General features: G+C 67.3%; 15 protein-coding genes and 1 pseudogene. 7 read left to right on the plus strand and 9 right to left on the minus strand.

Features of this window, described 5'->3' with window-relative positions; all coding sequences use genetic code 11:
• Positions 1 to 6: 6 nt before the first annotated feature.
• Positions 7 to 324 (minus strand): hypothetical protein, encoded by a 318-nt coding sequence (locus AC4BCK_RS04870; RefSeq protein ID WP_104186219.1) that lies wholly within the window; start codon positions 322 to 324, stop codon positions 7 to 9.
• Positions 325 to 459: 135 nt separating this feature from the next.
• Between AC4BCK_RS04870 and AC4BCK_RS04875 the strand changes: the two genes are divergently transcribed.
• A complete protein-coding gene (locus tag AC4BCK_RS04875) occupies positions 460 to 2,871 on the plus strand; it encodes a Tex family protein (protein ID WP_490566653.1) in 2,412 nt (803 codons plus the stop codon).
• Positions 2,872 to 2,886: 15 nt separating this feature from the next.
• On the opposite strand, the gene AC4BCK_RS04880 is transcribed toward AC4BCK_RS04875, so the two are convergent.
• Positions 2,887 to 3,684, minus strand: coding sequence for a ZIP family metal transporter (locus tag AC4BCK_RS04880; RefSeq protein ID WP_251423771.1), 798 nt, complete (start codon positions 3,682 to 3,684; stop codon positions 2,887 to 2,889).
• A 122-nt stretch (positions 3,685 to 3,806) separates the two neighbouring features.
• Here AC4BCK_RS04880 and AC4BCK_RS04885 point away from each other — a divergent pair, with 122 nt between their 5' ends.
• The gene (locus AC4BCK_RS04885) at positions 3,807 to 4,127 is read left to right on the plus strand and encodes a hypothetical protein (protein WP_174175930.1); all 321 of its coding nucleotides are present in this window, start codon (positions 3,807 to 3,809) and stop codon (positions 4,125 to 4,127) included.
• A 28-nt stretch (positions 4,128 to 4,155) separates the two neighbouring features.
• On the opposite strand, the gene AC4BCK_RS04890 is transcribed toward AC4BCK_RS04885, so the two are convergent.
• The 4 genes and pseudogenes from AC4BCK_RS04890 to AC4BCK_RS04905 all read right to left on the minus strand — a co-directional run bounded on the left by AC4BCK_RS04890 (position 4,156) and on the right by AC4BCK_RS04905 (position 6,869).
• Positions 4,156 to 4,917: a YqjF family protein gene (locus AC4BCK_RS04890; protein WP_435875194.1), complete on the minus strand. Its 762-nt coding sequence runs from the start codon at positions 4,915 to 4,917 to the stop codon at positions 4,156 to 4,158.
• A gap of 15 nt (positions 4,918 to 4,932) precedes the next feature.
• Positions 4,933 to 5,013: pseudogene (locus AC4BCK_RS04895) on the minus strand (DUF1622 domain-containing protein); the annotation flags it as partial.
• A gap of 71 nt (positions 5,014 to 5,084) precedes the next feature.
• Positions 5,085 to 5,945 carry an SDR family oxidoreductase gene (locus AC4BCK_RS04900; protein WP_363938552.1) on the minus strand — a complete coding sequence of 287 codons (861 nt, stop codon included), beginning with the start codon at positions 5,943 to 5,945 and terminating at the stop codon, positions 5,085 to 5,087.
• Positions 5,946 to 5,948: 3 nt separating this feature from the next.
• On the minus strand, positions 5,949 to 6,869 hold the full coding sequence (locus tag AC4BCK_RS04905) for an MSMEG_6728 family protein (RefSeq protein WP_251423752.1): 921 nt from the start codon (positions 6,867 to 6,869) through the stop codon (positions 5,949 to 5,951).
• A gap of 156 nt (positions 6,870 to 7,025) precedes the next feature.
• Between AC4BCK_RS04905 and AC4BCK_RS04910 the strand changes: the two genes are divergently transcribed.
• Positions 7,026 to 7,613: a hypothetical protein gene (locus tag AC4BCK_RS04910; RefSeq protein ID WP_174175906.1), complete on the plus strand. Its 588-nt coding sequence runs from the start codon at positions 7,026 to 7,028 to the stop codon at positions 7,611 to 7,613.
• Between the two features lie 150 nt (positions 7,614 to 7,763).
• On the opposite strand, the gene AC4BCK_RS04915 is transcribed toward AC4BCK_RS04910, so the two are convergent.
• Both AC4BCK_RS04915 and uvrA read right to left on the minus strand, forming a co-directional pair.
• Positions 7,764 to 8,414, minus strand: a complete 651-nt coding sequence (locus tag AC4BCK_RS04915) for a LysM peptidoglycan-binding domain-containing protein (RefSeq protein ID WP_174175904.1) — start codon at positions 8,412 to 8,414, stop codon at positions 7,764 to 7,766.
• Between the two features lie 216 nt (positions 8,415 to 8,630).
• Positions 8,631 to 11,162, minus strand: a complete 2,532-nt coding sequence (gene uvrA / locus AC4BCK_RS04920) for an excinuclease ABC subunit UvrA (protein WP_490566654.1) — start codon at positions 11,160 to 11,162, stop codon at positions 8,631 to 8,633.
• Positions 11,163 to 11,210: 48 nt separating this feature from the next.
• Between uvrA and AC4BCK_RS04925 the strand changes: the two genes are divergently transcribed.
• The 4 genes from AC4BCK_RS04925 to AC4BCK_RS04940 all read left to right on the plus strand — a co-directional run bounded on the left by AC4BCK_RS04925 (position 11,211) and on the right by AC4BCK_RS04940 (position 15,124).
• Positions 11,211 to 12,275 (plus strand): adenosine deaminase, encoded by a 1,065-nt coding sequence (locus AC4BCK_RS04925; RefSeq protein ID WP_490566655.1) that lies wholly within the window; start codon positions 11,211 to 11,213, stop codon positions 12,273 to 12,275.
• Positions 12,276 to 12,529: 254 nt separating this feature from the next.
• The gene (locus AC4BCK_RS04930) at positions 12,530 to 13,447 is read left to right on the plus strand and encodes a pullulanase X25 domain-containing protein (RefSeq protein ID WP_251423740.1); all 918 of its coding nucleotides are present in this window, start codon (positions 12,530 to 12,532) and stop codon (positions 13,445 to 13,447) included.
• A gap of 102 nt (positions 13,448 to 13,549) precedes the next feature.
• Positions 13,550 to 14,710, plus strand: coding sequence for an IS30 family transposase (locus AC4BCK_RS04935; protein ID WP_435875213.1), 1,161 nt, complete (start codon positions 13,550 to 13,552; stop codon positions 14,708 to 14,710).
• Positions 14,711 to 14,788: 78 nt separating this feature from the next.
• Complete coding sequence (locus tag AC4BCK_RS04940) at positions 14,789 to 15,124, plus strand: acylphosphatase (protein WP_364319431.1); 336 nt, start codon at positions 14,789 to 14,791, stop codon at positions 15,122 to 15,124.
• Positions 15,125 to 15,137: 13 nt separating this feature from the next.
• Here AC4BCK_RS04940 and AC4BCK_RS04945 read toward each other — a convergent pair whose 3' ends face one another.
• Complete coding sequence (locus tag AC4BCK_RS04945) at positions 15,138 to 18,746, minus strand: TM0106 family RecB-like putative nuclease (protein WP_490566656.1); 3,609 nt, start codon at positions 18,744 to 18,746, stop codon at positions 15,138 to 15,140.
• Positions 18,747 to 18,804: the final 58 nt, after the last annotated feature.

Consider the following 18,804-nt stretch of genomic DNA (forward strand, 5'->3'; position numbering starts at 1 on the left):
AACCCGCTACAGCAGCGCCTCCCTGCCGGTTCCCTCTTTCATCACAAGCCTGCCGTCCTCGATCGAAACCAGCACGCTCTTCGGCCTGCCGCTCACCTTGGTGATGGCCTTCAGGCCGCGGTTCGTCACCTCCACACCCACCTGCGCGCCTTTTGCCGGCAGCTCAACGGACACCTCGTTGGCGATGCCAAGGATCGGATTGGTGGAGACCCCAATATCCCGCCGCGCCTGCTTCCCGTTAACCGTCACGGTGATGTTTGCCTCGTCGAACCCCTCCTGAAAAATGATAAGCAGTTCCCTCATGGTGGCCTCTTCCTCGAGCATTGGGTGCCTGTGACGGCACCTCAACTACAGCACTTTGCCGGCGGCAGCGGAATACCCTTGCCCGGAACAACCTGGGTGGAGCGGACTCGCGCCCCAGCAGTGGAGCCGCGCAATCCGGTAAGGCAAGATGTTCTGGTGACTCAACTGCCGCAGGCCCCTTCCGCCCCGTCCGCCTCCCCGACAACGGACGATGCCATCCATACCCAGATCGCCACCGAGCTGGGCGTCAAAGCATGGCAGGTGAAGGCAGCCGTTGAACTGCTCGACGGCGGATCCACCGTGCCGTTCGTCGCCCGCTACCGCAAGGAAGCCACCGGGACGCTGGACGACACCCAGCTCCGTGAGCTCGACGAACGGCTCCGCTACCTCCGCGAACTTGCCGACCGCCGTCGTGCCGTCCTGGAAGCGATTGACGCACAGGGCCAGCTGACGCCGGAGCTGAAGAAGGCCATCCTCGCGGCGGACACCAAGTCCCGGCTGGAGGACATCTACCTGCCCTTCAAGTCCAAGCGGCGGACCAAGGCGCAGATCGCGCGGGAAGCCGGCCTTGAACCCCTGGCAGACTCCCTGCTTAAGCGGCCGGACCTGGACCCGGAACGCGAAGCCGGCAAGTACCTCAACCCCGAACACGCCGTCACCGACGCCGCAGCGGCTCTCGCCGGGGCACGCTCCATCCTGGTGGAGCGGGTGGCCCAGGATCCGGACCTGGCCGCTGACCTGCGAGAGCGCCTGTGGGCGCAGGGCCGCATGGTCTCACGCGTGAAGAAGGGGAAGGAAAGCGACGGCCAGAAGTTCGCTGACTACTTCGAGTTCGCCCAGGCGCCTGCGGGCATGCCGTCCCACCGGGTCCTCGCGCTGCTGCGCGGGGAAAAGGACGGCGTCCTCGAGCTGGACCTTGCCGAGGCAGATCCACAGGACGACGCCGCCCTTGCCGCCGCACGCACGCGCTACGAGTCAGCGGTGGCCAGGTGCCTCGGGGTCGCCGACAGGGGACGTCCCGCCGACTCCTGGTTGATCCAGACCGCGCAGGTGGCGTGGCGTTCCCGCCTGCTGTCCCGGCTGACGGCCGACCTTCGCGGCAGGATGTTCGCCGCCGCGGAGGACGAAGCCGTCCGCGTTTTCGCGGCGAACCTCCGGGACGTCCTCCTGGCCGCCCCCGCAGGGAACCGGGCAACCCTCGGCCTGGATCCGGGGCTCCGGACCGGCGTCAAAGTGGCCGTGGTGGACGGCACCGGCAAGGTCGTGGCCACCGACACCGTGTACCCGCACGCCCCGTTGCGGAAGTGGGACGAAGCACTGGCCACGCTGGTCCGGCTGGCGCGGCAGCACGCCGTCGAACTTGTGGCCATCGGTAACGGCACGGCGTCCCGGGAAACCGACAAGCTCGCCGCCGAACTGATCAAGCGGCTGCCGGAGGTGGACCGCAAACCCCAGAAGCTGGTGGTCTCGGAAGCGGGCGCCTCCGTGTATTCCGCCTCGGCACTGGCTGCGGCGGAGCTGCCGGGCATGGACGTGTCGCTGCGCGGTGCAGTGTCCATTGCACGCCGCCTCCAGGACCCCCTCGCCGAGCTGGTGAAGATCGATCCGAAATCCATTGGCGTGGGCCAGTACCAGCACGATGTGACAGCCTCGAAGCTGGACCGCAGCCTGGACGCGGTGGTGGAGGACTGCGTGAACGCCGTGGGCGTGGACGTCAACACCGCCTCGCCCGCGCTGCTCAGCCGCGTGGCCGGCGTCGGACCCTTGCTGAGCGAAAACATCGTGGCCTACCGGAACGAACACGGGCCCTTCGCCAGGCGCACTGACCTGAAGAAGGTGCCGCGGCTGGGTGCGAAGGCGTTCGAGCAGTGCGCGGGCTTCCTCCGGATCACCGGGGGAGCGGAGCCGCTGGACGCCTCCAGCGTCCATCCCGAGTCCTATGCGGTAGCCCGGAAGATCCGGGCGGCAGCGGGGTCGGCTCCGGCCTCCTCCCTGGACCCCCGTGACTTCGTGGACGAGACGTTCGGCCTGCCCACGGTGCAGGACATCCTCTCCGAGCTGGACAAACCGGGACGGGACCCGCGTCCCGCGTTTGCGGCCGCAACCTTCTCAGACGGGATTGAGAAGATTTCCGACCTCAAACCAGGGATGGTGCTGGAAGGAACCGTGACGAACGTTGCGGCGTTCGGCGCGTTCGTGGATGTGGGCGTCCACCAGGACGGACTGGTGCACGTGTCCGCCATGGCGAACCGCTTCGTCTCCGATCCGCGGGAAGTGGTAAAGTCCGGCCAGGTAGTCCGCGTCAAAGTGCTGGAGGCCGACCCGGACCGGAAGCGGATCTCCCTGACACTGCGGCTCGACGACGAACCCGCTGCCGGACGCGCGGTCACAGGGCGCACCGGCGGCAACCCGCAGAACCCGGGCCGCGGCAGGGAGCAGGGTGGCGGCCCGGCCCGAAAGGCGCCCTCGCCCGGGCGTTCCCCTGCGGCTCCCGCGCCTGCGAAGAAGGAAGCTCCCCTCAACACAGCCATGGCAGAGGCGCTGCGGAAGGCCGGCCTGGGCAAGTAGCTGTTTTGTGGGGGCTCAGGCGAGCGACAGGACGAACGCGAGGACAAAGCCCGCCGCAGTGCTGAGGGCCACCGCGGGGCCGCCGTGTTCGTAGGCTTCCGGCATCAGGGTGTCCGCCAGGGAAGCGATCACAGCCCCGGCGGCAAAGGCCAGCGGTATTGATATTGCTTCCGGATCGGTCCCGGACAGGGGCCCGGCGCCGAGCACGACGGCGATGACCAGCAGGGCGGCACAGGCCACCCAAAGCCCGATAATGCTGCCGGCCGACCGGCCCTGGCTCCGCATGGAGGCTGAACCCACGAGCGCTTCAGGAAAGTTGGAGACAAAGATTGCGGCCAGCAGCGCCAGACCGCCTGTTCCTTCGCCCAGGGAGATGCCAAGGGCCAGGTTTTCCGGGACGCCGTCCAGGGTGACGGCGGCCAGCAGGGCCAGGCCGGCCGCTCCGCTTGTGGACGCTGAGGTGGGGCGCTTGTCGCTTGCCGCTGCGTCAGTGTCGAGCTTGGCGCTGCCCTGGACCTCGTCAGCCGCCTTGGCGCGCTTCAGGTCTCCGGCCTGCGCCCACCGGTCCAGCAAAGCGCTCAGGACCGTGAACACCACTGCGCCCAGCATCAGGCCAAGGGCGGCGCGGATAATGCCGCCGTGTTCGTAGGCGTCCTCGAACAGTTCGAAAGCGAGGGCGGTGATGAGGGCGCCGGCGGCGAAGGCCAGGAGCATGGCCAGCAGCCGCTTGGGAAGTTCGAACCGGACGCCGATGAAGGCACCCAGAACCAGGGCACTGGATGCTATGACGCCAAACCACAGCGACATCATCATCCGGCAAGTATAGGAGCGCCCGCTTGACGTGGGAAGACGCCGCGTTGGCTCCTGTTGGCCCCTGCGAACCCCTCTGTGCGGGTGGGCTTTCGGCGCCGGGGGGATTCTGCAAAGGTGGTTTCATGACGTATTTCCTGGAGTACACGATTCCTGCGGCAGCCGAAGACACCGGGTTCGATTTTCCCCACGACGAGATCAACCCCGGCACCACCATCCCGTTGTCCGAGACCGGTGCTGAGACCGTGCACACCACGGAGCTGCCGGCCAGGACCGGCATCCTCGGAGCCACCGTTCCGGAGGCGAAACTTGAAGCTGAGCAGCTGATCCTCCACAGCCGCGCCTCTGAAGGGTCCCTCTTTTTTGACCCGTCCAACTCTCTCCAGGCCGGGGTTGGAACGCTTGTTGCCACATTCAGCGAAGGCCGGGGCTGGCAGGACGCCTGACTTCCCGGCCTTGGCTTTGCTCCCCGCCTTAACCGTGAGCGCCGGTCACAACCCTCGGCCAGCCGAACTGGGTCCGCACGCCGGGGGAGTAGAGGACCGATTCCGGCGGGCCGCCCACCTCGATGCCGGCGGAGCTGATGAGGCCATCGTGAAGCTCGTGGACATCGGCCTTGTGTAGCGCCCAGGGTTCATGGGTGTTGGGGATGTGGATGGTCCGCCCGTGGAACCTGCTGTGCAGTCCGAACCGTGCTGTGACGTGGATGGACAGGGGGTCGCCAGCAACCGAGCGCGGGTCCGGAATGACGCTGAAGCGGCTGGATGCGCCTCTCCGGAAGCGGCTGACGGAGTAGCCGCTGGGGCCGCCGCCCTCGTCTCCAGGCGGTGTTCCCCAGGACCGGATGCGGGACCACACATAAGGTATCCCCGCTTGCCGGGCAGCCAGGACAACGGGAAGCCGGTTCGCATCAAGGCTCAGGAACACCACGCCCCTGGTTCCGTCCGGCTCCCGCGAGTAGAGCCGGACGTTGACCTCGTTGAAGCTGCCCAGGTACGGAATTCCGGGGCCGCGCCCTATCCCGGCGCCCTTCATGCGGAAGCCGATGAGGCCCACCCAGGAAGAGCCGTCGAAAACGTCCGGCTCCACCCCCGGCGGCATGAACCGGGCCGCGGATGATTCCGGAATCCGCCAATGCAGGAAAACTGCGTCAAGCCAGCGCTGGTCCATGATGGTCGGCAGGGGCAGGTCAGGCGGATCGGGCCAAAGGGCAGCGGCGCTGGGGTGGTTGTGCACGTGCGCAGCCTACCGGAGGTCAGCGGCAACGAGCAGTTCAAGGCCCAGCAGGATGGACCGGCCCAGCAACTGCCGGTAGGAGCGGTAGAAGCCCAGCCTGTCTGCGCCGGCTGAGCAGCGCCAGCGCGAGCTGCCGCAATGCGCCGGCGCCCGCTGCCGGGCGGAAGCTAGGGGTGGCGAACCCCGGTGCCGGCGAGGACGGCCCGGTAGCCCTCACGGAATGAAGGATAGGTGAACGCGAATCCGGTGCTGCGCAGGAGCCTGTTGCGGCAGCGCTTGTTGCCGCCCCGCGCCGGCCCGGCATCACCCGCCGGGGGTTCGGGGAGGCCCATCTCCGTGGCGAGGAAGCGCAGTACCGTACCGAGATCGGCGGGATCGTTGTCCACGCCAAGATAGGTCGGTGCCAGGCCTGCGGCCATCGTGGCGAGGTGGACGATGGCAGCAGCGGCGTCGTCCCGGTGGATGCGGTTGGTGCACCGGATATCCCCGGGAACAACGGCGGAACCGCTGCGGACCTGGTCGATCAGCCTGGTCCGGCCCGGTCCATAGATGCCGCCCAGCCGGAGGGACGTTGCCGTGGTGTCCGTGCCGCTGAACCGGTCCCGGATGAGCTGCTCGGCTTCCAGCAGGACCCGTCCGGAGTACCCGCCCGGCGCAGTCGGGGTGTCTTCGTCCACCCAGCCGCCCCCGGCATCGCCGTAGACGGCCGTGGAGGAAACAAAGAGCACCCGGCCCGGCTGCACGCCGTCGCGTTCCAGGGCGTCGAGGACGTGGGCGGATCCATCCACATAGGCTGCGCGGTAGGCGTCCTCGGAGGGCGAATCGGCAGCGACGGCTATGACGACGGCGGTGGTGTCGGCGGGAACCGGCGGCAGTCCGGGTGCGCCCAGGTCAGCCGCGACACCTTCGATGGCGGCCGGCAGTTTCGAGGGGGAGCGGCGCCAGCCCACCACGCGGTGGCCCAGGGCGTGGAACCGCAGTCCGGCTTCGGTCCCGAGATCGCCACAGCCGGCGAGGAGGATGGTCATGGGTTACGGTGCCTCCACCGGGAAGAACACGCGCGGGTCCTGGAGGAGCGCCGGGTAGGTGAACGCGGAACGGTCGATGACTTCGGTGACCGTGAAGTTCCTGCCGAACCTGCCGTCCTCCAGCGTGATGGGCCGGCCGACGACCTGCCCCACCGCGAACTTCGCACCGTGCTCGAACGGGACGGCAACGGGCGTCTTTCCGGGAAGCGTGGAGAAGGCCTCCTCCTGCGCCAGCCGCTTGCGGGTGGGCTTCTTCACCAGCTGCTTGGGCGGTGCCTTGCGGGACTGGCGGGACGGGCGCCGGGACCCGTCGTCGACGAACACGGGGGAGTAGTCCCCGTCCGCGCCCGGCGCATCAGCGGCGGCAGCGGGGCTCCCGTTCACCGGCGGAAGGGCCACGGTATCCAGCGTCTGGGGATCGACGTCGTCGTGCGGGGACCTCAGGATCCACAGGATCTCACCCTCGGGCTCCTGCGGCAGGAACTCGTGCCGCGGCTCGGGCCAGACGTAATCCATCTCCGGTATCGCATCCGCGAAGACCGGGGTGTAGAACCTGGGTTCCTTGCGGACCAGCTTGGAGCGGTGGCTCAGGTGGAAATCCGGGTCGCCAAGCCACGGCGGCATGGGGATCTTCGCCGCATAGTCCGGGTGGGCTGCCTGCGGCGCGAACTCCGCAATGTTGGCGCGGGTGTTGTCCGGGTGCCCGCGCCTGGTCCACTCGTCAACCATTGCCAGCCCGTACATGGTGAGGGCAGGCACGTACCCCATCCACATCCGGATGGCCGGGTGGGTCTGCCATCCGTAGCCGGGAATCACCAGGGCACGCAGGCTCTGCAGCGCCTCGACGCGCTGCTTGCCCAGCCTGGCGGTGTCCAGGGCAGCGGCGCTCTGCCGGAAATCAGGGTACGGGAGGAAGGTTTGCATCCCTTCAGTCTGACGGCACCTGGCGGATGTGCCAATTGCAGTGCCACGGACCACATGTACACGGCAAGGATGTTCACATAGTGGACCTATGCATACGACGGTGCTCTCCACCCACTAAGATCACCCCAACCACCCCAGCGTTATGGAAGCTCCCTCATGACATCAACACCTGAAAAAACCACCGCAACCACCCCCGCCCTGCCCCGCTACGGGCAGATGCTGGGCCCGGAAGCAAAGGGCATCCTCGTCCTTGACGAGTTCACCATTGATCCCGCCGCCGCCCGCAAGGAACAGCACCGCTTCCGCGACGGCATGGCCGCGGTCGCCCTCACAATGCGCCGCATCGCCGCGCTCCGCATTGTGATCGCCATCGTGGCCATTGGAAACCTGCCGCTGTTCCTGCTCTCGAGCGGGTGGTGGATCTACGGCGTTTCGCTCACCCTCGTGGTTGCCGTCCACGCCGCCGTCACCTGGCTGAACCGGCACGAGCCGCGGCTGAAGCAGCGCTCTGCACTGGAGCTGCACAAGCACCGCGAAAGCAGCGCGAATTACCGCAAGGTCCGCGACGCCGTGAAGTACATGATCGATACCCCCGCAAGGATGAACGAGCACCTCTACCTTGAGCTGCTCGCTGCCAAGCGCGTCGCCCTTAACCTCGCCCACGGCACAGTCGCCCTGCTGGACACCAGCGACGATTCAGCCTGGAAGGTGCGGATCGTCCGGGAACTCCCCGCCGCCGCATAGCGCCCCGTCCGGGCTGCGGCTCTACAAGCGTTAAAAAACGACGCCGGCACATCCCCTCGTGGGGGTGTGCCGACGTCGTATTTGGTCAACGGAATTTGTCTATCGCCGACCTGATCTTGGTGCCCCGAAGGGCAGCTGCCTCAACAGCCACTAGGCCGGAAGCTGGATGACCTGTCCCTCGAACACAACGTTGGGGTCCGCAATGGTGTCAAGGTTGGCGTCGGCAAGATGCTGCCAGCCGCCCTCGATCCCCAGCTTCTCCGCCACGATGCTCAACGTGTCGCCGGCCTGCAGCGTGTAGGTCTCTCCGCTCAGGGCCACGGCCGTCACGTGCTTTGCAACCGGGGCTGCCTGCTCGGCGGGCACGCTCTGCTGCACCGGTGCGGCCTGCGCCGGAGCCGCCTGTACTGGTGCGCTCTGGACCGGCACGGACTGCGGCGCAACGCCGGTGCCGCTGCCGCTCAGGCCCAGCTGGGCGGAGCAGGAGGGCCAGGCTCCCCAGCCCTGCGAGGCCTGGACCTGCTCGGCTACGGCGATCTGCTGCTCCCGGCTGGCGTCAGCGGCGGAACCCGTGCCGCCGTAGGCAGCCCAGGTGGTGGGGCTGAACTGCAGGCCGCCGGAGTAGCCGTTGCCGGTGTTGATGGACCAGTTGCCGCCGCTCTCGCACTGTGCCAGGGCATCCCACGTGGAGGTGCTGGTGGTGGCGTTTGCCGCCGTGGCTGAGAGGGCCAGTCCTGCCGCGGAGATGGCGGCTACGGTGGCTCCGCGGCGTGCGGCAGTGCGGAATTTGGTGTTTTTCATGATGGGTGATGCTCCTGAAGGCCACCTGCGCTGCTTCCGTCCCCGGAGATCATCGCGCCACTGCCCGCCCCTGACGAATAGAGGTCATGTCGGTAGCTGCCTGCTGGGCAGTTGTGGTGAAGGCAGCACCGGGCATTCATGGGCCCGCCAGCAGCGGGCATGCTTTTCACGCTAGGACATTGCACCGGCGTTATCAAATCGAGATGTTTCTGGGCGTTAGCTGGTGGTTCCCTGACCGAGGGCGGTTGCGAGGTACGCGGCGGTGCGGCTTTCGGTGGAACGGGCGACGGCGGCAGGCGTCCCGGTTGCCATGATCAGGCCCCCTTTGTCCCCTCCTGACGGGCCGAGGTCAATGACCCAGTCGGCGCCGGCAACCACGGCCATGTCGTGTTCAACAACCACCACCGAGTTGCCGGCGTCCACCAAGCCATGGAGCTGGGCCATCAGGAGCTGCACATCGGCGGGGTGCAGGCCGGTAGTGGGCTCATCCAGGAGGTAGAGGCTGTGCCCGCGCTGTGCCCTTTGCAGCTCCGTGGCCAGCTTGATGCGCTGCGCTTCCCCGCCCGAGAGCTCCGTGGCCGGCTGTCCCAGCCGCAGGTAGCCCAGGCCGACATCCCGCAGGCTCTTGAGGCTCCTGGCCGCGGCGGGCACGGCGGCCAGGAACCCGGATGCGGTGTCCACGGTCATGGCCAGGACCTCGGCGATGTTCTGCCCGCGATACTGCACCTCAAGGGTCTCAGGGTTGTAGCGGGACCCGGCGCACTCCGGGCACGGGCCGTAGCTGCCGGGCAGGAAAAGCAGCTCGACGGCGACGAACCCCTCGCCCTGGCAGGTTTCGCAGCGACCGCCCGCCACGTTGAAGGAGAACCTCCCGGCGCCGAAGCCGCGGGCCCTGGCCTGCTCAGTGGCGGCGAATTCCTTCCGGACGGCGTCGAACAGCCCGGTATAGGTGGCCAGGTTGGACCGCGGGGTCCGGCCGATGGGCTTCTGGTCCACCGTCACCAGGCGGTCAATGCGGTGGCCGCCCAGGACGCTTCCCAGCTCCAGGGGCTCCGCAGAGCCGTCCTGTTCCACGGGGGTCCTGAGCCCGGAGCCGACAGCCTCGCCCAGGACCTTGCTCACCAGCGTGGACTTGCCGGAGCCTGACACCCCCGTGACAGCCGTCAGCACGCCCAGGGGGAACTCGGCATCCAGCCCGCGCAGGTTGTGCCGGGTGATGTCCTTCAGCTCCAGCCACTCCTCCGGTTCCCTGGCCCCGCCGTCACGGTAACCGCCGCCCGGGACGGATGCGCCGTCGTCGAACAGGAACGGCCTGGTGACGGATTCCTCAACCGCGGCGAGGCCGTCAACCGGCCCGCTGTAGAGCACCTCGCCGCCGCCTTCGCCGGCGCGGGGGCCCACGTCGACCAGCCAGTCCGCCCTGCGGACCACATCCATGTTGTGCTCCACCACGAACACCGAGTTGCCGGAGGACTTCAGCTGCTCCAGCACCTCCAGCAGCGGCTCGGCGTCGGCCGGATGAAGCCCGGCGGACGGCTCATCCAGCACGTAGATCACCCCGAACAGGCCGGAGCGCAGCTGGGTGGCAATCCTTAGCCGCTGCATCTCGCCCGGCGACAGGGTGGGGGTTGCCCGGCCGAGCGCCAGGTAGCCGAGCCCGAGGTCCAGCAGGACCGTGATGCGCTGGAGCAGGTCCCGGGTGATGGCCACCGCCACCTCATTGGACTCTCCGGAAAGCTGCGTGCGGGAGGCCGTGCCGGCGTCGTCCAATACCGCGGTGGGCCGGACAACCTCGGCGAGTTCCACCATGGGGAGCCCATTGAGTTCCGCGATGGTCCTGCCCGCAAACGTGACGGCCAAGGCCTCGGGCATCAGCCCCGTCCCGGAACAGCGGGGGCACGGCCCGGACTCCATGTAGGCCAGTACGCGTTCACGCATGGAGGCGCTCTGCGAATCGGCCAGCGTATGGAGGACATAGCTCCTGGCGCTCCAGAAACGCCCCTTGTACGGTTTGGCCACGCGGTCCCTCTGCGGTGTCACTTCCACCACGGGCTGTTCCTCGGTGAAGAGGATCCAGTCACGGTGTTTTTTGGGCAGCTTGCGCCACGGCACGTCGACGTCGTAGCCCAGGTGGGTGAGGATGTCCCGCAGGTTCTTCCCCTGCCAGGCGCCCGGCCAGGCAGCGATGGCGCCGTCGCGGATGCTCAGGGACGGATCCGGGACCAGCGAGGACTCTGTCACGGTGTGCGCGACGCCCAGGCCGTGGCATTCCCGGCAGGCGCCGGCAGCGGTGTTGGGGGAGAAGGCATCCGAGTCCAGCTGCGTGCTGCCGGCCGGGTACGTGCCCGCCCGGGAGAACAGCATGCGGAGGGAGTTGGAAAGCGTGGTGACGGTTCCCACCGTGGACCGGCTGCTGGGAGCGCCGCGGCGCTGTTGAAGGGCGACGGCGGGCGGAAGCCCGCTGATCATCTCCACCTTGGGGTTGTGCCCCTGCTGGATCAGGCGGCGGGCGTACGGGGCGACTGATTCGAAGTAGCGCCGCTGGGCCTCGGCATAGATGGTACCGAACGCCAAGGAGGACTTGCCGGACCCGGAGACGCCCGTGAACGCCACGATCGCATCGCGGGGGACGTCCACATCCACGTTGCGAAGATTGTTTTCGCGGGCTCCCCGAACCCGGACAAAGCCGTCGGTGGCGGGGGCCGGAACCGGGTACTGCAGGTCATCAGCGTGCTTAGCGTTCTGCATTGGTCCGACTCTAGTGGTGATTCCGGCGCGGGGCATTATCCTGACCCGATGGATAACTTTGCCGGCGGCACTGCCGTGCCCGAAACAGAATTGGACGCAGCAGAGCTGGAAGTCCCCGCCAGGATCCTTCCGGTGGCCGAGCTGCACCTGCACATTGAGGGAACCCTCCAGCCGGAGCTGATCTTCGCGCTCGCGGAGCGGAACGGCATCGCGCTCCCGTATGCAGGCCTCGACGAGCTCCGAGAAAGGTACGAGTTCACGGACCTGCAGTCATTCCTCGACCTGTACTACGCCAACATGGCCGTGCTGCAGACGGAGCAGGACTTCGCCGACATGACCCGCGCCTACCTTGAGCGGGCCGCTGCCGCAGGGGTGCGGCATGCCGAGATCATGATGGACCCGCAGGCGCACCTCTCGCGGGGCATCCCGCTGGAAACGTGCGTCAACGGAGTTGCGTCCGTCCTGGCCACCTCGCAGGAGGAGTTCGGGATCTCCACGTTGCTGATCGCGGCCTTCCTGCGGGACCTCTCCGAGGAATCCGCGCTGGAGGTCCTGGACGGCCTGCTGGCCATGAACGCTCCAATTGCTGCCATCGGTTTGGATTCTGCCGAGGTGGGGAACCCGCCGTCCAAGTTCGAGCGGCTCTATGCAAAAGCCCGCGAGGCAGGGCTGCGGCTGACCGCCCACGCGGGGGAGGAGGGGCCGGCGTCGTACATAATCGAGGCCCTGGACATCCTGGGCGTGGAGCGGATCGACCACGGCATCCACTGCATGGACGATCCGGATTTGGTGGAGCGCCTTGTGGATGAGCGCGTCCCGCTGACGGTGTGCCCGCTCTCCAACGTCCGGCTCCGGGCGGTGGACACCCTGGCAGACCATCCCCTTCCCGCCATGCTGGCGGCCGGCCTGAACGTGTCCGTGAACTCCGATGATCCGGCCTACTTTGGCGGTTATGTGGATGACAATTTTGCCCAGCTTGGGGCGGTCTTCGAGCTCTCCGACTTCGACAAGGCCAGGCTCGCCGCGAACTCCATCCACTCGTCGTTTGCCTCCGAGGAGCGGAAGGCCGAGCTGCTCGACGAACTGAATGGCGGGGACGTGGCGCACGCGTAACGTGTCCGATGCAACAGCAGTGCCGTCATACCGCTAAACTGGGTGCCGCAGGCGTGTCTGGGAAGTGCAGTGCGGCACCCATGTCAGCGCTCAAGGGTTGTGCAGCCAGCCCGTTTCCCGAGACCTCAGCCTCACTTGTTGGGACGTCCGCTTAATAGTCGGTCACGACACGCAGTGTTAACCATTTCAAGTCGCGCGATTTAACGGGCAGTTGGCAAGATGCCTAAGACCGATCGCTTTTATAAAGGGGAATCATGGCCAAGTCCACCGCAGAAAACACCTTCCTTCGACTCAAGACCGTGCTGGATGTCCTGACCGAAGGTGTGTGGTCCGGCGATGCACTGAACGCGGGCCAGGTCCTCGCCGAGGCAACGGCCCGGGTGCCGTTCAACGAGCATGAGGCCGAGCTGCTCAGCGGCGGCATTCCCCGCGGCCACAAGACGCTCACCTCGGCCACCGCAAAGCTGGTCAAGGCCGGCTGGCTGGTCAAGGGCCGCTCCGGCTGGACCATCACTGACGAAGGCATGCGCGCCACGGTTGCCTTCCCGGACGCTGTCTCCTTCGCCAGCGCCCTCGACGCCGGCACGCCCATCCCCGCGGATGTCCAGGTTCCCACCGCTCCCGAGGGCTTCGTCCGAAAGACCACCGCGGTTCCCGAAACGGCAGTTGCCGCCACGGACACCAAGAAGGCCACCAAGAAGACGCCTGCCAAGAAGGCTGCCGCCGCCGTTGGCAAGGCAGCCAAGGTACTCGAGGACGCCGTCGAACCCGTGGTGAAGGCTGTCCGCAAGGGCAAGGCTCCGGCCAAAACTGAGGAAGCTGCCGCACCCGCACTCGCAGAGTCCTTTGAAGGCCCGGACGTGGAGACGCACCCCCAGCCTGAGGCCGTGGCTGTAGCCGGCGACTTCAATACCATCCTGGGTGCTCCCGAGAACTGGGCGCCGCAGTACGACGAAGCCCAGATGGAGTTCGACTTCCTGGACCAGATCTGGAAGAAGAGCGCCGAACTGCCTGCCGGTTTCTACACCTTCAAGATCGCCCTCAACCGGTCCTGGGATGAGAACTATGGCGCTTTCGGCGCGTTCGACGGTCCCAACCACGAACTGCACCACGCCGGCGGCACCGTTACCATCCGCTACAACCACAGCACCCGCGACATCACCATCAACTAACGGGTTGTCCTTCCGCCCAACCAGGTAGCAGCTGATGTCGTTTTGGCGGCTTGGCTTCATGCGGTGATCGCAACACCTGACTATTGAGGGGTGTTGATTTCCATGGCGGTGTTTTCGAATCGATTAGTGGCTGAGGTTGTTCAGAAGTTTTGGCAGCAGGTGGCCGACGGCGGTCGGTACGTTGATGCCGGTGCTGCGGTCGGGTGGTCGGTCACCACTGTCCGGAACGAGCTCCGTTCCGCAGGTGGGGTCCGGCCACGCCGTGGCCGTGCCCTGACCGGACGGTCTCTGACGTTTCGTGAGCGTGAGGAGATAGCCGTCATGCGCGCTCAGAGACTGACTGTCCGGGAGATGGCCCGCCGGCTGGGCCGGGCGCCCTCGACAGTGTCGCGGGAGCTGCGCCGTAACGCGGACCGGCCCTCCTCCTACCGGGCCACCACCGCCCATGCCCGGGCCCATGAACGCGCCGCTCGACCGAAGGTAGCTAAGCTCGTGACTAACGCGAAGCTGCGCGGCGAGGTCCAGGACGGGCTCAAGGCACGGTCATCCCCGCAGCAGATCGCAGGTAGGCTCCGCAAGGATCATCCGAATAACCCGGAGATGTGGGTGTCGCACGAAACGATCTACCAGTCCCTCTACGTGGAGTCCCGCGGCGCGCTCAAGCGCGAGCTGGCCAAGAACCTGCGCACCGGCCGGACCCTGCGCAAGCCCCAGCGCAGGCCCAACGAACGCCGCGGCCGGATCCAGGACATGGTCATGATCGCCGACCGTCCCGCCGAGGTCCAGGACCGCGCCGTTCCTGGCCACTGGGAAGGGGACCTCATCCTGGGCAAGGACGGCAAGAGCAGCATCGCCACCATAGTTGAACGGACCACAGGGTTCCTGATGCTGATCCACATCCAGCAGGGTGTGAACCGGGTTGAAGCCGTGAGGGACGGACTGATCGACAAAATGGGTGCCCTCCCGGACCACCTGCGCCAGTCGCTGACCTGGGACCAGGGCACCGAAATGCGCCGCCACAAGGAAGTGAAGATCGCAGCCGATATTGATATCTACTTCTGCGATCCGCACTCACCCTGGCAGCGCGGCTCGAACGAGAACATGAACGGGCTGCTGCGCCAGTACTTCCCCAAGGCCACCGACCTGAGCGTCTACAGCCAAACCGACCTCGACTACGTCGCCCACGAAGTCAACAACAGACCCCGCCAGCGATTCGATTTCTGCACCCCCAATGAGATGATCAGAACCTTCCTGTTGCGATAACCGCCTGAAACCGCCGGCCCAGAACGACACCTGCTGCTACCTAGTTGGGCAGGGGGGCGCTGATTTAGGGGAGGCACCATGGCGAGGCACGCAGGGCCGCCATCCGGGGCGCCTGATGCCCCGGACAATGACGCTGTGGCGGGCACGGTCCGGCTGGAGGCGCGCGTTTTCGGCATCGTGCAGGGAGTGGGCTTCCGCTTCCGGACCATGGGCAAGGCGGAGGAACTGGGCCTGGCCGGCGAAGCGAGGAATCTCAGTGACGGTTCGGTCGCCGTCGTTGCCGAAGGCTCCGAGCCGCAGGTCCGGGCGCTTCTCGACTGGCTGAAGTCCCGGAACACCCCCGGCCGGGTGGAGAGGGTTGATGACTCTTTCTCAGCAGCGCAGGGCAACTTCCGCGGGTTCAGGGCCCACTGACCGGCATCTCCTGTCAGGGGCGGGGGCTAAGGCCCAGGAACGCGCCCAGCTCCTCCAAGGCCGCGGGCCGGTGCGGCATGTAGCTGGTGAGCTCAGGGGAGCGGATGATCACTGCCCGCCACTGCCCCCGTGAGACGGCAACATTGATCCGGTTCCTGTTCAGCAGGAACTCTGCTCCCCGCGGTGCTTCAGCCACGGCCGAGCACGCCATGGACACCAGTACCACGGGTGCTTCCTGCCCCTGGAACTTGTCCACCGTGCCCACCCTGACCTGCGGCAGGCCGGCTTCCTCCAGTGCCTTGCGGACCAGGTGGACCTGGGCGTTGTAGGCGGCCACCACCAAAATGTCCTGCTGACCGAGGGGCCGGAACTCATTCTCGGCACCAGGCTTCCACTTCAGTCCCAGGTGCCGCTTCGCCTGACGAACCACCTCAGCGGCCTCCTCCACGGATGCCGTGGTATTGCCGGAGTGCTCCACGAACACGGTCTCGACGCCGGGCGGCAGCTCCTCGAGGCTGCGCAGCGAAGCCGCCGGTGCGGACTGCAGCTTTCCTTCGTAGCTGAGCCGTGACACCGCACGGCACAGGTCCGGATGCATCCGCCAGCTGTCTGCCAGGAAGTAGCCAAGGCTCGCGGGCAGGGTGGCGTGCCCCGCGGCAAGCCAGCCCAGCGCCGATTCATCCACCGGCTCCGGGTGGGCGCCCTGGGTGACTTGGGGGAGCTGCTGCGGATCACCGAGCAGGAGGAGCCGCTTGGCCGCCCGCGCAACGGCAAGGGTGTTGGCCAGCGAAAACTGTCCGGCCTCGTCAACCACCAGGAGGTCCAGCGAGCCGGCCGGGACCTCCTTGCCCGTCATGGTCCACGCGGTTCCGCCCACAAGGCAGCCGCCGGCGGATGCGAGCAGCTGGGCGACGTCGCCGTCTCCCGTCCGGGTCCACGGGACGTCGTGTGGTGCAGCGAGCTTCTTGGCCACGGACGAGGGGGAGACCCCGCCCGTGTCGATGGCACGGCAGAGCAGGTTTTCCACCACGTTGTGCGACTGGCCCACCACGCCAATTTTCCAGCCCTCAGCCACCAGGCTGCCGATAACGTGGGCGCCCACGTACGTCTTTCCGGTTCCGGGAGGACCCTGCACTGCCAGGTAGGAATACTCAAGATCCCGGAGGGACGCCGTGATGGAGGCGGCGTAATCCGGCGGGCCCATGGTGCCATGGCGCACCTCCACCGGCCCGGAAAGCGTGCGGAACCGCGGGGCCTTTTTCCGCAGGATGTCCAGGCCGGGGTGGGCCGGCAGTGACGGCACGTAGGAACCAACCGTGCGGGCAAGCTCGGCGATGGCAGCCTCAATGCTGGTGGTGGCCAGCGGCTGGTCCTCGGTCAGGGCGACGGGAAGATGCGGGTAGGCGGCCACCTTTCCGGTCTCCCGCTCGGCAACGGTGATGATGGTGTGCTCCGGGTTGTCAGGCGCAGGGGCGACGTCGCTGATCCTCGTGCCGAACGAAAAGGCCCGTGCGCCGGGCGCAGCATCCGGGGCAGCCATGCCTTCCGGTGGCGGCGCGTCGTAGAGCCGGCACCAGGTGGAGTCCGCGCGGAAATCCGAGCCTTCGGTCATGGTGCCGCGCAGCCGGAGGGTGCGGGTCCGCATCCGTTCCCGGGGTTTGGCCAGCGCCCAATCCGAGGCAACCTCCGCCGACGACACCAGGAACACGTTCCGCTGGTCCGCCCAGTTCTCGACCGGTGCCTCGACCCGGTCGAAGTGCTGCCACCAGAACTGCTTGCGTTCCCGGCGGTGGTAGCCGGTGGCGGCGGCCACCATGGCGATGGCGCGTTCGTCGTCAGTCCAGGCCCGGTCCTCCGGCAGGCCTGCCAGGTATTCACGCAGCGTGGCTTCCTCAGCAGTTTCCTGAGGCGCATCGGTTTCCTGAGCCGCTTTCGGGAGTGTTTCCTGTTTCGTTTCCCGGGCCGGCAACCCTCCGGCCTGCCCGGCGACGTCCAGCAGCCAGTCCCGGAGGCGGAGCGTGGACAGGCAGTCGTACTGGTTGTAGTCGGAGATGGACGCCAGGACCTTGCCTGCTTCGGTGTGATCTCCCGCTTCCCTGGCCGCGCAGTAGGCAGCGTAGGCCACCACGGACGCACCGGCGTCTTTGACGTCACCCGAGCGAAGGTTGCTGCCCATGTACAGCGGTTCCAGTTTCTTGATGGAGTAGGACGCTTCAGAGATGCGCAGCGACTGCCGGACCGTGGCGTAGAGATCCACCAGCAGCCCTTCCCGCAGCCAGGAGTCCACGGTGTCCTCCCCGGCCTGGTGCGCCAGCGAGAGGTTGCGGAGGGCCGTCTTTTCATAGGCGGCGTAGTGGTAGACGTGCATGTCCGGGAAGCGGGCGCGGCGTTCTTCCACGTACCCGAGGAAGTCCAGGAAGGCGCGGCGCTCCTCGGAACGGGAATGCGCCCAAAACGGGCGGAACACAGGATCGCCGGGGTGGTCCGCGTCCGGCGCCTCAACCACGCCGAACAGGTACTCGATGCCCCAGGCTCCGGTGGCGGGATCCTGCCAGAGGGGATCGCCCTCGAAGTCGAAGAAGATGTCCCCGGGGCTGGGCGGTGGGAGCAACCCTATGGTGTTGTCGGGCAGGACGGTGAACGAGACGGTGTGGGGCCCGCCGTCCTTGGTGAAGGTCCGGGACCCCGCCACGGCGTCCAGCCCCAGTTGCATCCGCGCCTGGGCCCGCAGCCGGACCACGGAATTCCGGGCGTCCGAGGCAGGCATCGCCGCCAGTTCATCAATGGTGGTGATGCCTGCCGCGTGCAGCTTCTTCCGCTGCACCACGGACATTCCCGCCACCATCAGCAGGTCCCGGTGCGCCTGGACCTGCCCGGCGCAGTAGTCGCACCGGCCGCAGTGGACGATCCCCGGTTGCTGCCACTGCACAGTGGCCTCACCTGCCCTGTGCTCCGCGGTCAGCTCGCGGAAGCGCCGGCGCCGTTCACGGAACACCGGCAACAGGTCCGGGAGGGAATGGCTGCTGCGGAGCCAGTCCCCGCCCACGCGGGTCCCCAGGACCAGGGTGACCACCGGCGAGGGGTCCAGCCCCATCCCGAGCAGCTGGTCGCCGTAGGCCGCAAGCTGCAGGAGGGCGCCCACCTTGGCGTGCCGTGCAAGTTTGGTGTCCCAGACCTCGTACCGGCCCGGGCTGCCTGTGCCCGCGGCCTCGTTGACCAGGAAATCCGCGTAACCCAGGAACTCCCCGTCAAAGAAGGTGGCCTGGAAGACCACGTCCGCCCCGGACCGCAGGGCGAGTTCGGTCTCCGCGTGCCTGGCCTGCAGGTCCCCGCGCAGGTTCGGGCCGCGTTCGAGCGAATAGACGCCAGCGCCGCGGCTGGCATCCCACTCTCCGTACCGTGCAACCAGGCTGGCCAGGACGGTCTGCTCGTGCCGGTCGCCCAGCTCGCCGGCGCGGACCTGCATCTCGTCCGCGGGGAACTCCGCCTTGGGGGCGCGGCCCAGCTTCTCGTCAAGGATCCGGAGCGTGCGGTACTCACACTCGCTGGCGGCCACGAGGTCGCTGGCGGAAAACACCAGGTCCGGCGGCGCGCCGGCCACTGCGGCTTCGAGCAAGAACACGGGGCCTCCCCATAGACAGCCGGGCTGTCATTGCCAGGCCGGAGGCGGATCCCCTGGC

The sequence above is a fragment of the Pseudarthrobacter sp. As-47 genome, from assembly GCF_058215595.1.